The organism is Burkholderia sp. AU45274 (assembly GCF_030482505.1).
GTDB lineage: Bacteria > Pseudomonadota > Gammaproteobacteria > Burkholderiales > Burkholderiaceae > Burkholderia.
Window position 1 is genome coordinate 598,353 of record NZ_JAUJQE010000001.1, and the last position, 16,689, is coordinate 615,041.

Below are 16,689 nucleotides of genomic sequence, written 5' to 3' on the forward strand. Positions count from 1 at the left end.
GTGCGTGTCACGCCGGCAGCGCGTCTTCGTCCTTTTTCCGGGCGTCGCCGTTCGGCAGCAGCTGGCACGCGAGCAGGCCGGCCAGCATCAGCGCGCAGCCGACGAGCGCGCGCAGCGTCAGCGTTTCGCCGAGCGCGGCCCAGCCGGCGATCGCCGCGAACACGCCTTCCATGCTGAAGATCACGGCCGCGTGCGCGGGCGCCGCGTCGCGTTGCGCGACGACCTGCATCGTATAGCCGACCCCGACCGACAGCAGGCCGCCGTACAGCAGCGTCGGCAGCGCGTTGCGCAGCATCGTGCCGCTGACCGGCTCGATGACGAGGCCGACCGCGAGGCACGCCACGCCGCACACGACGAACTGCATGAACGCGAGCACGAGCGGATTGTGGCGCTTCGCGAAATGGCCGACGGCCATCACGTGCGCGGCGATGATCACGGCGCCGGCGAGCTGGAACCAGTCGCCGTACAGCACCGAGAATTGCTCGTTGATGCTGAGGAAATACAGGCCGATCGCCGCGAGCAGCGCGCCGAACCACGTGCCCGGGCCGATCCGGTGACGGGCGAACACGCCCATCAGCGGCACGATCACGACGTACAGCGAGCTGATGAAGCCCGCGTTGGCGATGCGCGTGTACTGCAGGCCGATCTGCTGCAGCGAAATCGATACCGCCAGCAGCCCGCCGAGCGCGAGGCCCGGCAGCAGCAGCGTCGGCTCACGGCGGATCGCCGCGAGTTGCGTGCGCGACGCCGTGTTCAGCATCAGCAGCGGCACCAGCACCAGCGCGCCGAGCAGGAAACGGAGCCCCGTGAACAGGAACGGCCCGATCACGTCGAGACTCAGGCGCTGGGCGACGAAAGCCGAACCCCAGATCGCGGCGGCGGCGAGCATCAGCAGGTTGGCGCGGAGGTGCTTGCGGGCGTCGGGCGTCATCGGAATTCTTCTGGAGATTGCGGGCGGCGAAACCCGTTAGTTTACGCCGAGATTGCAAGGCTGTCGGCAAACCTGCGCAATGCGGCGCCGGCACGTGCGTCGCGTACGCGCGAATACAGCACGACCTGCGACAGCGGCAGCGGCGGCAGCCCGAATTTCGCGCCGACGTCGACCAGCGTGCGCGGCGCGACCCGCCGCGCCAGCGGGCAGACGGCGAGCCCCGCGGCGGCGGCGGCCGTGACCGCCGCCACGCCGCCGCCCGTAAAGCGCTCGCGCCACGGCCGCCCCGCATGGTCGAGCGCGCGCAGCGCGGCGGCCCGCACGCCGCACGGGCCGGCCAGCACCGCGAGCGGCAGCGGCTCGCCCGCGCGCGGCACCCAGTCCGGCGCGGCGAGCCAGGCCAGCGGTTCGGAAAACAGCAGCGTGCCGTCTTCGCGCGGCGGGTCTTCGCCCGGCTCGTGCCGCACGATCACCGCATCGAACCGGCGTTCGTCGTATTGCGCGAGCAGGTTCGTCGACGTGCCGAGATGCATTTCGAGCGACAACCCCGGATCCTGCCGATGCAGGCTCGTGAGCACGGCCGGCAGGTCGGGCACCGCGACGTGCTCGCTGACGCCGAGCGACAGCCGGTGCGTCCCGGCCGAGATCGCGCCCAGCGCATGATCGTGCGCATCGAGCAGCGCGCGGGCGGCCGGCAGGAAATTCTCGCCGTCGGCGGCCAGCTTGACGACGCGCGGCGTACGCGCGAGCAGCGGCTTGCCGAGGTGGGCCTCCAGTCGCTTCAGCTTCAGGCTGACGGCCGATTGGGTGGTGCCGAGCGCGTCGGCGGCGCGCGTGAAGCTGGCGAGATCGGCGACCAGCACGAACGCGCGGACCGCATCGAGATCAAGGACTTTCATTTTCAATGGAAATGGATGAAATATTCATCGATGACTGTTCATTATAGTTCGGCGCGCCTAACCTGACGCTGTGTTTCCGTTCTTCAACGTCAACTTCACCGACAGGAGCAGGACCATGCCATTCACCCGTATCGCAGTGCGCGAAGGCAAGCCGGCCGCTTATCGTGCGGCGCTCGTCGACGGCGTGCATCGTGCGCTGATGCACACGTTCAACGTGCCCGAGGACGACATCTTCATGGTCGTCACCGAGCATGCGGCCGAGAACTTCGTGTTCGGTCGTCACTACCTCGATATCGAACGCAGCGACGATCTCGTGATAATCCAGATCACCGCGAACAACACGCGTACGCTCGAGCAAAAGCGGGCGCTGTACCGGGCGATCGCGGACAACCTCGCGCAGCAGCCGGGTGTGCGGCAGCAGGACGTATTCATCAGTCTTGTCGAGGTGCTGAAGGAGGACTGGTCGTTCGGCAACGGCCTCGCGCAATACGCCGTTTGACCTGCGACAGCACGACAGGGCCAGATCGTCGCCTGCGAATTTGGGCGACGTGTACTATGGAAGCAGCTTCACGGTCGACGCCGGCGCGGATGATGCGCCGGCGATTCTTCATGTGCAGGAGCCTCCATGTCGCGTGTGCTGGAAATCGTGTTGTCGCTGTCGCTGGAAGGGTGGCCGGTCAAGGCCGCGAGTCGCGCCCGGGGGGCGCAGCGTGATTTCGGCGCCGAACTCGTGCGCGCGTGGCGCATCTGCCCGCAGGTCCGGATGCGCCGCGGCCATGAGCGCGTGACGATCGAGCCGTGCCAGATCGAGGAGGCCGAGTCGAGCCCCGGCGCGAGCTGGTGGACGTGGGTCGAGTCGAATGCGCACGGCAGGCGGGTGGTCGCGTCGCGCACGACGGCATTTGCGCCGGGCGTCACGGCGCGCGAACTGTTCGACGCGGAGCACGCGGGCATCGCCGTCGCGATGCCGCTGCCCGTGCCCGAGGCGGCCGCTGCGGCCGCCGCCGATGCACCGGCAGATGAAGTGGACGGCGTCCCGCCCGACGCCGCAGCGCCGCCGTCCCCGAGCGTGCAGCCGGAATCCTCGGCGCTGCGCCTCGTCAGCGAACGGCGGCGCGGGCGCTGGGCCGACGACGGCGGCGTCGTGGTCGAGATGACGCTCGACGACGTCACGCTGCATCGCGGCAGCGAGCCGCCGCGTCGCTTCGTCGAGCTGCGCCTTGCGGCGCCCGACTGGGAGACACTGCCCGCGCGCACCGCCGCGCTGCATGCGCTGTTTGCCGCGGCGCGCGAATTGAGCGGCGCGTGGCCCGCCTTCGTGCAATTGACGAGCGTGATCGATCGCGCATGCGCGGCCGAGCCGGCCGCCGACGGGCCCGTCAAGGCCAAGCCCGTCGACCTGACCGGCGTGCGCACGCAGCGCGCCGCACTGTTCGCGCTGTCCGGCGACATCACCGCGCAGTGGCTCGGCAACGAGGGCGGGGTGCTCGAGCATGACGATCCCGAATTCGTGCACCAGATGCGTGTCGCGCTGCGCCGCCTGCGCACGCTGATGCGCTTCTTCCCGCGCTTTGCCGACCGCCAGTGGCGCGACACGCTCGGTGTCGACCTGCACTGGCTTGCGTCGCTGCTCGGCACGGTGCGCGACTGGGACGTGTTCGCGACCGAAAGCCTGCCCGCGCTGATCGCGGCCGACGGCGGCGACGGCGAGTGGAACGGTACGCTCGACGCCGCGCGCGCGCAGTGCGCGGCCGCGCGGGTCGAGTTGCGCCAGGCGCTGCATTCGGCCCGCTATGCGCGGCTGACGCTCGGCTGGCTCGAGTGGCTGAGCTCGCTTGCGCTGCCGTCGGCCGAAGACGGCGACGCGCCTTCGCTGCGGCGCCACGCGACGAAGCGCGTGCGGCGGCTGTTCGGTCATCTGTACGCGTCACCGTCGCTGACGTCGCTCGACACGGCCGCGCGCCATCAGGTGCGGATCGATGCGAAGCGGCTGCGCTATGCGCTCGAATTCTTCGCGTCGCTGGCGTCGCGCCGCACGCGCACCGACACGGTCAAGACACTCGCGCGCGTGCAGAGCGTGCTCGGCGAAGCGAACGACACGATGGTCGCGCTGCAGCACCTCGAAAAATTGGCTGCGCCGCCGTACCAGCTCGGGTTCGTGCGTGGCTACGGCGCGGCGCTCGAGCAGCGCGCGGCGCGCGACGCCGAGACGCTGCTGGCCAGCCTGCGGCCGCCGAAGCTCGACGGCAAGCCGGGTTGACCGGCACGCGCTGACTATAATGGCCGCCCGATTTCCCTACGCATCCCGATGACTGACGCACCGCATGCTTTCCCGTCCGCCGAACCGCTCGAACTGGGCGGCGAGCTGTGGCTGCGCGCCGGCGAACAGACGCTCGGCGGCGCCACGCGCATCGCGTTGCTCGCGGCGATCGGCGACACCGGTTCGATCACGCGCGCGGCGAAGGCCGTCGGCCTCAGCTACAAGGCCGCGTGGGATGCGGTCGACACGATGAACAATCTGGCCGGCGAACCGCTCGTCGCGCGCTCGACGGGCGGCAAGGGCGGCGGCGGCACGACGCTGACGCCGCGCGCCACTTCGCTGATCGCCGCGTTCCGCACGATCGAGCGCGAGCATCGCCGGTTCATCGAGGCAGCAAGCGCGGCCGTGGCCGGATTCGACGTCGACTGGGCGCTGATCGGCCGGATCGGGATGAAGACCAGCGCACGCAACCAGTGGTTCGGCAAGGTCGCATCGATCGTGCGCGGCACCGTCAACGACGAAGTCACGCTCACGCTGCCCGGCGGGCAGCCGATCGTTGCCGTGCTGACGCACGAGAGCGCCGATGCGCTCGGCCTGCAGGTCGGCGCGAACGCCTGCGCGCTGGTGAAGGCATCGTGGGTCGTGCTCGCGGTCGACGATGGCGAACCCGAGTTGAAGGTGTCCGCACGGAACCAGTTGCGCGGCAGCGTGGAAACCGTCGCGGCGGGCGCGGTGAACAGCGAGGTGACGCTGGCGCTCGACGGCGGCGGGACGCTGACGGCCGTCGTGACCAACGACAGCGTCGAGGCGTTGCAACTCGACGCCGGCGAGCGGGCGATCGCGCTGTTCAAGGCGTCGAGCGTGATTCTTGCGGTGACGGGCTGACGAAGCAGGCCGGGCGGCGCGCATCGACGATCGTGTGACGGGCGGGGCGAAGCCGGCATCGCACAGCGCCCTGCACGGCACCGGTTTCGTTTCCGCTTTCAGCAAATGCCGCTATGCGCGGCTCCTCTCAGGCTCCAACCTGCCTCCACGACCACGGCCTCGCGCGCTCAGGTGACGCGCGTCGGCCACTCGGCGTGCGGCGGAGCCGCCTGCACGCGTCCTTCGCTCAACTGCACGACCTGGTCGCCGAACGCGGCGACGTCGTCGGGGTCGTGCGAGATCAGCACCATCGGGATATCGAGTCGCGCCTGCAACTCGGCGAGCTCGTGACGCATGCGCTGGCGCATGGCGCCGTCGAGCGCCGCGAACGGTTCGTCGAGCAGCAGGATCCGCGGTTGCGCGACCAGTGCGCGCGCCAGCGCGACGCGCTGTTTCTGCCCGCCCGACAATTGCGACGGATACTGCCCCGCGAGCGCCTCGAGATCGAACGCCTGCAGCCAGTACGCGACTTCCGGCGGCACCGTCTTCGCGCGCGGGTTGCGCAGCCCCGACGTGAGCCCGAATGCAATGTTCTGGCGCACGTTCAGATGCGGAAACAGCGCGTAATCCTGGAACAGGTACGCGACGCGCCGCTCGCGGGTCGGCACGTCGATGCGGCGAGCGGCGTCGAACAGCGGTTCGTCGTTCAGCGTGATCGTGCCTTCGTCGGGCGACAGCAGGCCGGCGATCGCCTGCAGCGTCATGCTCTTGCCCGCACCGGACGGCCCGAACAGCACGACGCGCTGCGTCGTTGCCGTGAACGACATGTCGAGCGTGAAGCGGCGCTCGGCGTTCGCGTAGGTCTTGCGGATGTCGACGACGAGGCTCATGCGTGCCTCCGTCGAAGCCGCTCAATGGCGAAAGACGATGAACGAGGCGAGCGCATCATGTCAGCTGGTCCCGCCGGGCACGCGACGGCACGAGCCAGCCGGTCGCGAGCAGTACGAGCACGCAGGTGATCGACGTCACCAGCACGAGGAAGTTGGCCGTATTGTCGTCGCCGGCCTGGACGGCCGCGTAGATCGCGACCGACAGCGTCTGCGTGCGGCCGGGCAGGTTGCCCGCGATCATCAGCGTTGCGCCGAACTCGCCGAGCGCGCGTGCGAACGCGAGCAGCGCACCCGCGAGAATGCCGCGCGTGGCGAGCGGCAGCGTCACGCGGAAAAACACCGCGACTTCGCCGAGCCCGAGCGTGCGCGCCGCGCGTTCGAGGTGCGGATCCACGCCTTCGAACGCCGCCCGTGCCGACTTCAGGATCAATGGAAACGCGACGACCATCGATGCGATCACCGCGCCTTGCCACGTGAAGACGAGCTCGATGCCGAGCGTGTCGAGCCACGCGCCGAACACGCCGCGTCGGCCGAGCAGCACGAGCAGGTAATAGCCGAGTACCGTCGGCGGCAGCACGAGCGGCAGCGTCAGCACGGAATCGACGACGTCGCGCAGCGGCGAGCGCCAGCGCGCGAGCATGAACGCGGCCGCGACGCCGAGCACGATGTCGAGCGCGGTTGCCCAGCCGGCAACCTTCAACGACAGCAGCAGCGGTACCCAGGCGTCTTGCATCGCGCTACGCTCACTTGCCCGCGGGCTTGAAGCCGAATGTCGACAGCACGGCCTGGCCCTGCGGCGACGCGACGAAGTCGATGAACGACTGCGCCTGCGCGGCGTGGCGGCTGTCCTTGACCACGGCGATCGGATAGGTGATGGCCGTCTTCGTCGGCACCGTCAGCGCGACCTTCACGCGGCCCGGCATGATCGCGGCGTCGGTGCCGAACACGAAGCCCGCATCGACTTCGCCGCGCGCGACATAGTCGAGGCTCTGGCGCACGTTGGCGGCCAGCACGCCCTTCGCGCTGACGGCATCCCACACGCCGGCCGCGCGCAGCGCGCCTTCCGTGTAGCGGCCGACCGGCACCGATGCCGGGTCGCCATACGCGATGCGTTTCACGCCGGGCGCGGTCAGGTCGTTCAGCGCCGTCGGCGCGGCGGCCTTGCTGTCCGCCGGCACGATCAGCACGAGCGAGTTCGCCGCGAAATCGCGACGCGTGGCGGGCACGATCACCTTTTCGTCCGCCGCGCGATCCATCGCCTTCTGGTCGGCCGACGCGAACACGTCGGCCGGCGCGCCCTTGGCGATCTGCTGCATCAGCACGTCCGACGCGCCGAAGTTGAACAGCACCTTGGTCTCCGGATGCTGCTTCTCGTACGCGTCACCGACGGCCTTGAACGCGTTCGTCAGGCTGGCGGCGGCCGACACGACCAGTTCGTCGGCCGCGGAAGCGGGCGCGCTGAACGCGATACCGGCAGCGGCAAGCGTGGCGATCGGCAGCAGGCGAAGCAGGGTGCGGCGAAGCGGACGGACGGTTGAGCGCATGGTGGATTCGTTTTGAATGGGTGGAAACCGTAATCGTAATATAGGGCGGGTTATAACGCTCGACATACCGCTCATGCGACGGCGCGCATGGAATGGTCAGACGTGAAAAGTGGCGAACGCGACGGCCGGATGGCCGGTCACGTACGGAGCGTGTGCGGCGACGATTGGGTGCGCTGCAGCGACGACGGCTGCGAAGCAGGGCGGTAGTTCGGGTTGGCCTTCCAGCGCGCGCGGACGAACGGACGCTCGTGGCCCGACAGTTGCAGCGCCACCTTGGTGACCCAGCGATGTGACGGCACCGTGATGCCGTGCAGCGCCACGGTCACGAGCGCGAGGCTCGCGACGACCGCGGGCACCGACCAGCGGTGCGGCACCGCGCGCCACGAACCGGCGATGAACGCGATCGCGGCGATCGCGCCGACGATGCAGCCGGTGATCGATTCGGACGGCGAATGGGCGTCGAGCGCGACGCGCGACACGCCGACCGCGACGCCGGCCGCGAGCCCGAGCGCGATGCCGGCGAGTCGCACCGGCGTGCGGGTGCGGATCAGCGCCAGGAAAATCGCGACCGGATAGACCGACGTCGACAGCATCGCATGGCCGCTGAACCCCGTGAAATCCCACTTGCGGATGCCGATCCCCCAGCCGAGGAACGCGATCTTCGTGAGCGCGACCACGCCGATCGCGGCCGCGAGCACGCCGAGCCACGCCGCCGCGCGCTGCCACGAATAGCCGAGCGCCAGCCAGACGGCGATCGTGATCGCGAGCGGCAAGGTCAGGCCGGCGCCGCCGAACGCGGTGATCATGATCCACAGGTGAGACGACAGGTCAAACATCGGGAAGGGGACGAACGAAGGCGGGGAGGATGCTTAAATCAACGCGCGAGCCGGAAAGAACGACTACAACGGATACAAGCGGCGAAGCCCCAGTATAGCGCCGCGTGCGCATGAGCCCCGTTTTTTGCGCGGCCGGGAACGATCCGCATGCAGGAAAAGTCCGAGAAACAATGTTATGGTGCATTGCACAAAGACGAACGATGCATCCGCTGTGGTGCCCCTATTTTTCCTGACTGCGAGCCCGATCGATGACCAAAAGTCTGACCAAGGTGTGGCTGGGCGGCATGAAACGCATGCTGTCTCCGGCCGCCAAACGCTCGGCGCGCGATGCGCAGCGCATCACACGCGATGCACTCGAGGCTGCGGCCTCCGCCGCCGTATCCGATCTGTCCCCGCCGCGCGAATCGCGCGTGCGACCGCGCGCGGCCGCATGGGCGGCCGGCGAGTGGACGCGCGGCGAACATCCGATGGCCCCCGCGCTCGGGCGCCTCGTCCAGAATCTCGCATACGGCCTTTATGTGCCGCCCGGCCGCCGGCGTGGCGCGATGCCGCTCGTGGTGATGCTGCACGGCTGCCAGCAGTCCGTCGACGAATTCGTGCAAGGCACGCGGATGAACCTGCTGGCCGACACGCACGGCTTTGCGGTGCTGTATCCGGAGCAGTCGCTGCGCGCCCACGCGCACGGCTGCTGGCACTGGTATGAAGATACCGACCGCGCGGGCCGCGGCGAGGCGAACGCGGTGGCGTCGCTCGTCGACGCGCTCGTCGACGAACACGGTTTCGACGCGTCGCGTGTCTATGTCGCGGGGTTGTCGGCCGGCGCGGGTCTCGCGTCGCTTCTCGCACTGCACCATCCGGACCGTTTCGCGGCGGTGGCGCTGCATTCGGGCCCTGCGCTCGGCGAGGCGACCTCGGGCATTACCGCGATGGATGTGATGCGGCGCGGCGTGCGCCAGAACCCGGCGGCGGCCGTCGACGCGCTGGTCGATGCCGCCGCGTATCCGGGCATGCCGGCGCTGGTCGTCCAGGGCGACGGTGACCACGTGGTCGCGCCGAAGAATGCCGACCAGCTGACGGTGCAGTTCATGCGCCTGAACGGGCTGGCCGACAGCCGCGGCGCGTTGCGTGGCGGCGAACGGGTCGAGAAGCGCGACGCAGGCGCGCAGATCACCGATGTCTGCCGCGACGGCGAGCCGGTCGTCCGGCTCTGTCATGTGAAAGGGCTCGACCATGCGTGGGCCGGCGGCGACGAAGCCGTGCCGTTCCACGCGGCGGTCGGCCCCGATGCGAGCGCGATGATCTGGGCCTTTTTCGAAACCCAGCGCCGCACTGTGGCGACCTAACGACGCACCTTCTGATCGACGCTGGCCAAAGACTAGGGTTTTCCCTATAATTCGGGAAAACCCTAGTCAAAGAACCTTTGGATTGCGAGATCAACCATGTACCTGCTGAGCCACCTCTTCCTGATGCTGACCAAGAACGCCGAAAAGGCCTCGAAAGAGCGCGCCGACGCGTACCTGGCCGAAGCCACCGACATCTATGATCTCGAATTCCGCATGCGCAAGATCGATCGCGAAGCGGCGATGAACCGCCCGTACACGTTCGGTTCGCGCTAACGAGCGCAGGGCGGGCAGTCAGGTCCGCCGCTCCGGCGAGTCACGCAGCAGAAAAGGGCGCGTGCGGCACCATGCCGCACGCGCCCTTTTTGCATTGCAGGCTTTGTGTCGCGTCAGACGACCGTCAGGCGCACCGGCACGTTGTTGCGCGTCGCGTTCGAATACGGGCACACGTGGTGCGCCTTTTCGACCAGCGCTTGCGCGTCGGCCTTGTCGAACCCCGGCAGCGAGACGCGCAGTTCGACGTCCAGCCCGAAGCCGCCTGCGTCGTTCGGGCCGATGCCGACTTCCGCCGTGACCTGCGTGTCGGCCGGCAGTGCCTTCTTGTCCTGGCCGGCGACGAATTTCATCGCGCTCAGGAAACAGGCCGAGTAACCTGCGGCAAACAGCTGCTCCGGATTCGTGCCTTCCGCGCCCGTGCCGCCGAGTTCGCGCGGCGCGGCCAGCTTCACTTCCAGCTTGTTGTCAGCGGATACCGCGCGGCCGTCGCGGCCACCCGTGCTCGTGGCGCTGGTCTTGTACAGAATGTTCATCGTGCAGCTCCTGTCTGGAAAAGGGAGGAAAAGCGGCCCGGTCGAACGGGGTGTCGCCGGCCACGCACAAACAATAGAACACAAATCATTTGTGTGCAAATGAATTTTTGAAGAAAAGGCCCGACAGTGTCGGGCCGGTTGATCGAGGCTCGGCCGTCAGCGTTCGTTGGCGGCCGACAGTGCGTCGCGCAACTGCTGAAGATCGGCGCGCAGCCTGATCAGGAAGTCGGGCGATTGCTGCATCGCGCAAAAGAGATCGGCGGGCACCGAGCGCGCGCGCTCCTTCAACGCACGGCCTTCCGGCGTCACAAGCACGTTCACGATGCGTTCGTCGGCTGCGCTGCGCACACGCTCGACGTAGCCGAGCGCCTCCAGCCGCTTCAGCAGGGGCGTGACCGTGGCGGGGTCGAGGTCGAGCCGCGCGGCGATGTCCTTCACGGCGATGTCGTCGCGTTCCCACAGCACGAGCATCGCGAGATATTGGGGATAGGTCAGCGACAGCTTGTCGAGCAGCGGCTTGTACGCCTTCGTCATCGCGTGCGAAGTCGAGTAGAGCGCGAAGCAGAGTTGCTCGTCGAGTGTCTGGGGCAGCGGAGGCAGGCGGTCCATGATTCGGGTGGCGCGGCGAACGCGCGAACAATTTGTACGCAAATTATTTTGCGCGCAAAAGATCGGGATGAACAGGGGCGGTCGGCGACGAGCGGGGCTGCCGGAGGCGGGGGAAGGGCGAGGGCGCCGGGAGGCCACCCGGTGCGAAGAACGGCGGGCCGGCGCCGCGCGCCGGCCGGAGAGACTTCAGCGGCCCGACGTGGTGGTGGTCGCGCCCGGTTCCTGTACGCCGAAGCAGCCGCGATAGGTCGCGTAGAACGAGCAGTACAGCATCGTGACGATGATGATCGTCACCGGCATCATGATCGTCAGCGCATAGGCGCCGGCGCCGAGCGCCTGCAGCAGCAGCGACAGCGCGAGCGACGTGCCGAGCGCGACGGCGAACCACAGCACGCCATACACGACGAACGCGCCGCGATTGCGCCAGCAGCTGACGACGCTGAAGAACAGCGCCTTGGCGGGCGGGACGTCATGCCACGCGACCAGCACCGGCGCGAACCAGAACAGCATCGCGACCGGCAGGTACAGCAGCGTCGCGAAGAACAGCGCGCCGAGCGTGCCTTGCGCGGCGAGCGCTTCCGGCGTCGTGCTGGCTTCGTCGGCCGCGCCCATCATCACGTGGAACAGCGCGCCGCCGTCCACGAACGACGAAGCGGCGAACACGACCACCATCGACGCGACGTAGAGCACGCCGAGCACGAGCAGCCGCTGGGTCGCGACGGTGCCGTACGAGCGGAAGCCGTCGACGAGGATCGTCGGCATCACGGGCTTGCCGGCCACCGTGTCGCGGCACGCGGCCATGAAGCCGACCGCGACGCCGGGAATGAATACCAGCGGCAACGCGGAGCCGATCACGGGCACCATCGATATCAGCGTGATCGCCAGCAGGTACGTGAAGAACAGCGTGATGAACGCGAGCGGGTTCCGGCGGAACAGCCAGACGCCTTGACGGAACCAGACATAGCCCGTTTTGGCGGGCACTTCGATCAGTTGCATGCGGTGTGGATCTCGGGAAGCGCGGGCGTATGCGCGATACGCTCGCGCAGGATGCGTTCGAAATGGCCGGGGTCGTGCGGCTTGAGCATCTCGGCCGCGCGCGGCAGGTAGAAGTCGTACAGGCGCGACACCCAGAAGCGGTACGCGCCCGCGCGCAGCATGTCGCTCCAGTGGCGGCGCTCCTCGGCCGTGAACGGCCGCACGGTCTGGTACGCGCGCAGCAGCGCGTCGGCGCGCGCGACGTCGAGCACGCCGGTCGCGAGGTCGACGCACCAGTCGTTGACCGTGACCGCGACGTCGAACAGCCACTTGTCGCAGCCCGCGAAATAGAAGTCGAAGAAACCGCCGAGCCGCACGTCGTGGCCGGTGCCGGGCGCCGCGTGCGCGAACAGCACGTTGTCGCGGAACAGGTCGCAATGGCACGGCCCGGCCGGCAGCGCCGCGTAGTCGGCCGACGCGAAGAAGCTGGCCTGGTGCGCGAGTTCGCCTTCCAGCAGCGCGCGCTGCTCATCCGTGATGAACGGCACGATCGCCGGCACGTTTTCCCGCCACCACGGCAGGCTGCGCAGGTTCGGCTGGGTGCGCGGATAGTCGCGGCCGGCGAGGTGCAGGCGCGCGAGCATCTGCCCGACCTCGATGCAGTGTTCGACCCCCGGCGCCAGTTCGGCCGAACCGTCGAGCTTCGTGACGATCGCGGCCGGCTTGCCGTGCAGCTCGCCGAACAGCGCGCCGTCGTCACGCGGGATCGGATCCGGCACCGGCACGCCGTGGCCGGCCAGATGGCGCATCAGGTCGAGATAGAACGGCAGTTGCTGCGCCGTGAGCTTTTCGAAGATCGTGAGGACGTACTCGCCGCGCGTCGTCGTCAGGAAGAAGTTGCTGTTTTCGATACCGGACGGAATGCCGCGGAACGCAAGCACGTCGCCCAGTTCGTAGTGGCGCATCCATTGCGCGAGATCGGAGTCGGAAACAGCAGTGAAAACGGCCATGCGGGATGCGTCAGGTCAGGGTGTCGGCACGCGGGCGGCGTGCGTCGCGACATCAGGTGAAGGGAGGCGGCGCGCGGCATTCGGTGCCGCGCGCCACGGAATCAGTAGCGCAGGTTCAGCGACGGCAGGCGCGTGATCGGGATGCCCGCGTCGTGCGGCTTCGGCGACGTGTCGGGCGTCGAGCTCATCTGGTAGCGCGTGCCGAAGTTCGACTTCACGTCGATCTCGACCGGCTTGCCGCGATCGCGGTACTCGGTGACTTCGGTGCCGTTCTTGCTCTTTTCGTGGAAGCTCGGCGTGCGGCGGATGTCGGCGAAGTCGACTTTCGACGTGACTTCGGCGCCCGGCCGGTTGATCTTGCGGAGATCGGGCAGGCCGGCGGCCTCGTTGGCCTCGGCCCGGGCCTGCGCGTCGGCGTCAGGCGTGCCGCCGGCGGCGTAAGCGACGCTGGCGGCGGCAAACGCGGCGGCAGCGGCGACGAGAATGAGCGGCTTCATGATGAGTCTCCAGTGAACCCGCCGATTTTAGCAAATACTGCGCCCCATCCGGCCCTCGCGTGCGTAGGGGCAGCCATAAAGGCGACCGGGTTCCGTGGTAATGTCGTCGGATCAGACGAGGTAATCAAAATGAAGAACGACTTGAGCCGCCGGCACCGTGTGCTGACGCCCGAAAGCCCGTCGGTCGAGGCTTTCGACGATCCGATCGCCGCCGTCGCGCGGCTGTCCGCCATTTACGACACGAACACGGGCTTCCTGCGCGACGCATTCGCGCGCTATCGCCGCCACGAATCGATTACCGAGCACGTGCGCGCGTGCTACCCGTTCGTGCGGATCCGCACCGACGTCAACACGCACGTCGATTCGCGCCGCTCGTACGGTTTCGTCGCGGGCCCCGGCGTATTCGAGACGACGGTCACACGCCCCGATCTCTTCGCGAACTACTATCGCGAGCAGCTGCGCCTGCTGGCGAAGAACCACCATGTGAAGATCGAGATCGGCGTGTCGTCGCAGCCGATTCCGATTCATTTCGCATTTCCGGAAGGCATCCATCTCGAGGGCGAGCTCGACCGCGACCGCCTGCTCGCGATGCGCGACATCTTCGACACGCCCGACCTGTCGTATCTCGACGATCGCATCGTCAACGGCACGTTCGAGCCGGCGCCGGGCGAGCCGCATCCGCTCGCGCTGTTCACGGCCGCGCGCGTCGACTTCTCGCTGCACCGGCTGCGCCACTACACGGCGACGTCGCCCACGCATTTCCAGAACTACGTGCTCTACACGAACTACCAGTTCTACATCGACGAGTTCGTGAAGCTGGGCCGCACGGTGATGACCGAGAGCGACGATCCCGAGGTGCGTGCCTACCGCAGCCAGTACAGCGCGTTCGTCGAGCCGGGCGATGTCGTCACCTACAACGCGAACCTCGGCAGCGAGCCGGCCGAAGGCAACGCGCCGCCGCGCCTGCCGCAGATGCCCGCGTATCACCTGAAGCGCGCGGACGGCAGCGGGATCACGATGGTCAACATCGGCGTCGGCCCGTCGAACGCGAAGACGATCACCGATCACATCGCGGTGCTGCGTCCGCACGCGTGGGTGATGCTCGGCCACTGCGCGGGGCTGCGCAACACGCAGCGTCTCGGCGACTACGTGCTCGCGCACGGCTACGTGCGCGAGGATCACGTGCTCGACGCCGACCTGCCGCTGTGGGTGCCGATTCCGGCGCTGGCCGAAGTGCAGCTCGCGCTCGAACGCGGGGTGGCCGAGGTCACGCAGCTTGATGGCGTCGAACTGAAGCGCGTGATGCGCACGGGCACGGTCGCGAGCGTCGACAACCGCAACTGGGAGCTGCGCGACCATCGCGAACCCGTGCAGCGCCTGTCGCAGAGCCGCGCGATCGCGCTCGACATGGAAAGCGCGACGATCGCCGCGAACGGCTTCCGCTTCCGCGTGCCGTACGGCACGCTGCTGTGTGTCTCGGACAAGCCGCTGCACGGCGAGCTGAAACTGCCGGGCATGGCCGATACGTTCTATCGCGGGCAGGTCGACCAGCATCTGCAGATCGGCGTGAAGGCAATGGAGATCCTGCGCACGAACGGGCTCGACAAGCTGCATAGCCGGAAGCTGCGGAGCTTTGCGGAAGTGGCGTTCCAGTAACGTCGACGGCACCGCGCCGCAGCACCCGCAACGGCAAAGGCCGCACGCGAATGTTGGTTCGCGTGCGGCCTTTTGTTTTTTGCCAGTGCTTCAGTGCCCGGGCCGAACGGCCCGGCGATCATGCGCTCAGCATTCACCCTTCTTCGCGTGTCCCGGCGGGCAGTGATAGCCGCGATCGCCGTGGCCGCGATGACGCTGATAGTCGTCCCACTCGCGGCGTTCCCAGTAGCGGCGGCCGTCCCAGTAGCGGTCGCCATGCCAGCCGACGATCACCGCGGGTGCCGGGGCGACCATGACGGGCGCGGGCGCGACGACGACCGGCGCGGGCGTGCCGATGTTGACGTCGACATTGACGGCGTGGGCGAGGCCGGACAGCGAAAGGCCGAGGCCGGCGAAGGCAAGGGCGATCAGCGAGCGTTGCATGTTCTTTTCCGTGGTGTCGTTATAAAAGGCCGGCGCGACGCGATGGAAGCGAGGGGGACCGTTCCACCGGGGGAACGCCGCACCGACACATGCAGTGTGCTGGCGCGCGACGGAAAATGCGAGGCGGGGTTGTTACGGAGGATTGCGGCCGGCAGGCGCCGGATGCGGGCGTCGGGCCGTGTCATTTGACAATGGCGGCCTGCGTGTGCGGATGATGGCGCGCGTCGCACGGCACCGGCGGCGCGGATTTCACATTCGGTGGCGCGCGGCCACGAAGCGCGATTAATGGCGCGTTACAAAGTGACACGCGGCAGGTGGCGGAATCGCCACGTCTGCCGCGCGGGAGGGGCGCGCCGGCCGTCGGGCCGGCGGTCGTCATGGATGGATTACAGGTAGAACATCCGGTCTTCTTCGGGGCGCGGCGGATGGCCTTCATCGTCCGAACCTTCTTCCTCGCCGCTGTCCTCGTAGAACGCGAGCACCGCGTCGAGCACCTGGTCGGGATCGTCGATCACCTGCATCAGATCCATGTCTTCCGGATTGATGAGGCCCATCGGAATCAGCTGGTCGCGGAACCACTGCAGCAGCCCCTTCCAGAACTCGCTGCCGACGAGAATGATCGGCACGAGGCGCGACTTCTTCGTCTGGATCAGCGTGAGCACTTCCGATAGTTCGTCGAGCGTGCCGAAGCCGCCCGGCATCACGATCACCGCATCCGAATTCTTCACGAACGTGACCTTGCGCGTGAAGAAATGGCGGAAGCGCAGCGAGATGTCCTGGTAGTGGTTGCCGGCCTGTTCGTGCGGCAACTCGATGTTCAGGCCGACCGACGGCGCCTTGCCGGCGTGCGCGCCCTTGTTCGCCGCTTCCATGATGCCGGGGCCGCCGCCGGAGATCACGGCGAAGCCTGCGTCGGACAGCTTGCGCGCGATCTGCGCGGCGAGCTTGTAGTGCGGCGTATCGGGTTTGAGGCGGGCAGAACCGTAGATGCTGACAGCCGGGCGGATCTCCGACAGGTACTCGGTCGCCTCGATAAACTCTGCCATAATCGTGAACATCTGCCACGATGCGCGCGCCTTCTTGGCCGTCGCGCGTTCTTGATCTGCGAGCGAACGCAGACTCGGAATCACTTTTCTCTTGTTCATA

General features: G+C 68.0%; 19 protein-coding genes. 6 read left to right on the top strand and 13 right to left on the bottom strand.

Going from position 1 to position 16,689, the window contains the following annotated elements; all coding sequences use genetic code 11:
* Positions 1 to 7: 7 nt before the first annotated feature.
* On the bottom strand, positions 8 to 931 hold the full coding sequence (locus QZM35_RS02780) for a DMT family transporter (protein ID WP_089432355.1): 924 nt from the start codon (positions 929 to 931) through the stop codon (positions 8 to 10).
* Positions 932 to 972: 41 nt separating this feature from the next.
* Positions 973 to 1,830 (bottom strand): LysR substrate-binding domain-containing protein, encoded by an 858-nt coding sequence (locus QZM35_RS02785; protein WP_039358052.1) that lies wholly within the window; start codon positions 1,828 to 1,830, stop codon positions 973 to 975.
* Positions 1,831 to 1,945: 115 nt separating this feature from the next.
* Between QZM35_RS02785 and QZM35_RS02790 the strand changes: the two genes are divergently transcribed.
* From QZM35_RS02790 to QZM35_RS02800, 3 genes are all read left to right on the top strand, one after another.
* Positions 1,946 to 2,329 (top strand): tautomerase family protein, encoded by a 384-nt coding sequence (locus QZM35_RS02790; RefSeq protein WP_089428020.1) that lies wholly within the window; start codon positions 1,946 to 1,948, stop codon positions 2,327 to 2,329.
* Between the two features lie 126 nt (positions 2,330 to 2,455).
* A complete protein-coding gene (locus tag QZM35_RS02795) occupies positions 2,456 to 4,090 on the top strand; it encodes a CHAD domain-containing protein (RefSeq protein ID WP_089432356.1) in 1,635 nt (544 codons plus the stop codon).
* 48 nt (positions 4,091 to 4,138) lie between these two features.
* Entirely contained in the window at positions 4,139 to 4,975 is an 837-nt protein-coding gene (locus QZM35_RS02800; RefSeq protein ID WP_089432357.1) for a TOBE domain-containing protein, read from the top strand.
* Positions 4,976 to 5,142: 167 nt separating this feature from the next.
* Here QZM35_RS02800 and QZM35_RS02805 read toward each other — a convergent pair whose 3' ends face one another.
* The 4 genes from QZM35_RS02805 to QZM35_RS02820 all read right to left on the bottom strand — a co-directional run bounded on the left by QZM35_RS02805 (position 5,143) and on the right by QZM35_RS02820 (position 8,224).
* Complete coding sequence (locus QZM35_RS02805) at positions 5,143 to 5,844, bottom strand: sulfate/molybdate ABC transporter ATP-binding protein (RefSeq protein WP_089432358.1); 702 nt, start codon at positions 5,842 to 5,844, stop codon at positions 5,143 to 5,145.
* A 55-nt stretch (positions 5,845 to 5,899) separates the two neighbouring features.
* Positions 5,900 to 6,577 (bottom strand): molybdate ABC transporter permease subunit, encoded by a 678-nt coding sequence (gene modB / locus QZM35_RS02810; protein ID WP_069251074.1) that lies wholly within the window; start codon positions 6,575 to 6,577, stop codon positions 5,900 to 5,902.
* A 10-nt stretch (positions 6,578 to 6,587) separates the two neighbouring features.
* Entirely contained in the window at positions 6,588 to 7,388 is an 801-nt protein-coding gene (gene modA / locus QZM35_RS02815; protein ID WP_089432359.1) for a molybdate ABC transporter substrate-binding protein, read from the bottom strand.
* A gap of 137 nt (positions 7,389 to 7,525) precedes the next feature.
* A complete protein-coding gene (locus tag QZM35_RS02820) occupies positions 7,526 to 8,224 on the bottom strand; it encodes a phosphatase PAP2 family protein (protein WP_089428015.1) in 699 nt (232 codons plus the stop codon).
* Between the two features lie 248 nt (positions 8,225 to 8,472).
* Between QZM35_RS02820 and QZM35_RS02825 the strand changes: the two genes are divergently transcribed.
* Both QZM35_RS02825 and QZM35_RS02830 read left to right on the top strand, forming a co-directional pair.
* Positions 8,473 to 9,567, top strand: coding sequence for a PHB depolymerase family esterase (locus QZM35_RS02825; RefSeq protein WP_089432360.1), 1,095 nt, complete (start codon positions 8,473 to 8,475; stop codon positions 9,565 to 9,567).
* A gap of 96 nt (positions 9,568 to 9,663) precedes the next feature.
* Positions 9,664 to 9,840: a DUF3563 family protein gene (locus QZM35_RS02830; protein ID WP_069251078.1), complete on the top strand. Its 177-nt coding sequence runs from the start codon at positions 9,664 to 9,666 to the stop codon at positions 9,838 to 9,840.
* A gap of 113 nt (positions 9,841 to 9,953) precedes the next feature.
* On the opposite strand, the gene QZM35_RS02835 is transcribed toward QZM35_RS02830, so the two are convergent.
* From QZM35_RS02835 to QZM35_RS02855, 5 genes are all read right to left on the bottom strand, one after another.
* A complete protein-coding gene (locus QZM35_RS02835; protein ID WP_011355825.1) occupies positions 9,954 to 10,373 on the bottom strand; it encodes an organic hydroperoxide resistance protein in 420 nt (139 codons plus the stop codon).
* Between the two features lie 156 nt (positions 10,374 to 10,529).
* On the bottom strand, positions 10,530 to 10,982 hold the full coding sequence (locus QZM35_RS02840) for a MarR family winged helix-turn-helix transcriptional regulator (RefSeq protein WP_089432361.1): 453 nt from the start codon (positions 10,980 to 10,982) through the stop codon (positions 10,530 to 10,532).
* A gap of 186 nt (positions 10,983 to 11,168) precedes the next feature.
* A complete protein-coding gene (locus tag QZM35_RS02845) occupies positions 11,169 to 11,978 on the bottom strand; it encodes a BPSS1780 family membrane protein (protein WP_089428012.1) in 810 nt (269 codons plus the stop codon).
* Positions 11,969 to 12,967, bottom strand: coding sequence for a homoserine kinase (locus QZM35_RS02850; RefSeq protein ID WP_089428011.1), 999 nt, complete (start codon positions 12,965 to 12,967; stop codon positions 11,969 to 11,971). The genes QZM35_RS02845 and QZM35_RS02850 overlap by 10 nt, the downstream gene beginning before the upstream one ends.
* Before the next feature lie 101 nt (positions 12,968 to 13,068).
* Positions 13,069 to 13,464 carry a hypothetical protein gene (locus tag QZM35_RS02855; protein WP_039358086.1) on the bottom strand — a complete coding sequence of 132 codons (396 nt, stop codon included), beginning with the start codon at positions 13,462 to 13,464 and terminating at the stop codon, positions 13,069 to 13,071.
* 129 nt (positions 13,465 to 13,593) lie between these two features.
* Between QZM35_RS02855 and QZM35_RS02860 the strand changes: the two genes are divergently transcribed.
* Positions 13,594 to 15,120: an AMP nucleosidase gene (locus QZM35_RS02860; protein ID WP_089428010.1), complete on the top strand. Its 1,527-nt coding sequence runs from the start codon at positions 13,594 to 13,596 to the stop codon at positions 15,118 to 15,120.
* A gap of 126 nt (positions 15,121 to 15,246) precedes the next feature.
* On the opposite strand, the gene QZM35_RS02865 is transcribed toward QZM35_RS02860, so the two are convergent.
* A complete protein-coding gene (locus QZM35_RS02865) occupies positions 15,247 to 15,543 on the bottom strand; it encodes a hypothetical protein (protein WP_089428009.1) in 297 nt (98 codons plus the stop codon).
* 386 nt (positions 15,544 to 15,929) lie between these two features.
* Entirely contained in the window at positions 15,930 to 16,688 is a 759-nt protein-coding gene (locus QZM35_RS02870) for a TIGR00730 family Rossman fold protein (protein WP_039358092.1), read from the bottom strand.
* Position 16,689 lies beyond the last annotated feature (1 nt).

Bases quoted from the DNA above. Each gene is read 5' to 3' on its own strand.
- QZM35_RS02780 (WP_089432355.1), bottom strand. From the start codon at position 931: ATGACGCCCGACGCCCGCAAGCACCTCCGCGCCAACCTGCTGATGCTC.
- QZM35_RS02785 (WP_039358052.1), bottom strand. From the start codon at position 1,830: ATGAAAGTCCTTGATCTCGATGCGGTCCGCGCGTTCGTGCTGGTCGCC.
- QZM35_RS02790 (WP_089428020.1), top strand. From the start codon at position 1,946: ATGCCATTCACCCGTATCGCAGTGCGCGAAGGCAAGCCGGCCGCTTAT.
- QZM35_RS02795 (WP_089432356.1), top strand. From the start codon at position 2,456: ATGTCGCGTGTGCTGGAAATCGTGTTGTCGCTGTCGCTGGAAGGGTGG.
- QZM35_RS02800 (WP_089432357.1), top strand. From the start codon at position 4,139: ATGACTGACGCACCGCATGCTTTCCCGTCCGCCGAACCGCTCGAACTG.
- QZM35_RS02805 (WP_089432358.1), bottom strand. From the start codon at position 5,844: ATGAGCCTCGTCGTCGACATCCGCAAGACCTACGCGAACGCCGAGCGC.
- modB (WP_069251074.1), bottom strand. From the start codon at position 6,577: ATGCAAGACGCCTGGGTACCGCTGCTGCTGTCGTTGAAGGTTGCCGGC.
- modA (WP_089432359.1), bottom strand. From the start codon at position 7,388: ATGCGCTCAACCGTCCGTCCGCTTCGCCGCACCCTGCTTCGCCTGCTG.
- QZM35_RS02820 (WP_089428015.1), bottom strand. From the start codon at position 8,224: ATGTTTGACCTGTCGTCTCACCTGTGGATCATGATCACCGCGTTCGGC.
- QZM35_RS02825 (WP_089432360.1), top strand. From the start codon at position 8,473: ATGACCAAAAGTCTGACCAAGGTGTGGCTGGGCGGCATGAAACGCATG.
- QZM35_RS02830 (WP_069251078.1), top strand. From the start codon at position 9,664: ATGTACCTGCTGAGCCACCTCTTCCTGATGCTGACCAAGAACGCCGAA.
- QZM35_RS02835 (WP_011355825.1), bottom strand. From the start codon at position 10,373: ATGAACATTCTGTACAAGACCAGCGCCACGAGCACGGGTGGCCGCGAC.
- QZM35_RS02840 (WP_089432361.1), bottom strand. From the start codon at position 10,982: ATGGACCGCCTGCCTCCGCTGCCCCAGACACTCGACGAGCAACTCTGC.
- QZM35_RS02845 (WP_089428012.1), bottom strand. From the start codon at position 11,978: ATGCAACTGATCGAAGTGCCCGCCAAAACGGGCTATGTCTGGTTCCGT.
- QZM35_RS02850 (WP_089428011.1), bottom strand. From the start codon at position 12,967: ATGGCCGTTTTCACTGCTGTTTCCGACTCCGATCTCGCGCAATGGATG.
- QZM35_RS02855 (WP_039358086.1), bottom strand. From the start codon at position 13,464: ATGAAGCCGCTCATTCTCGTCGCCGCTGCCGCCGCGTTTGCCGCCGCC.
- QZM35_RS02860 (WP_089428010.1), top strand. From the start codon at position 13,594: ATGAAGAACGACTTGAGCCGCCGGCACCGTGTGCTGACGCCCGAAAGC.
- QZM35_RS02865 (WP_089428009.1), bottom strand. From the start codon at position 15,543: ATGCAACGCTCGCTGATCGCCCTTGCCTTCGCCGGCCTCGGCCTTTCG.
- QZM35_RS02870 (WP_039358092.1), bottom strand. From the start codon at position 16,688: ATGAACAAGAGAAAAGTGATTCCGAGTCTGCGTTCGCTCGCAGATCAA.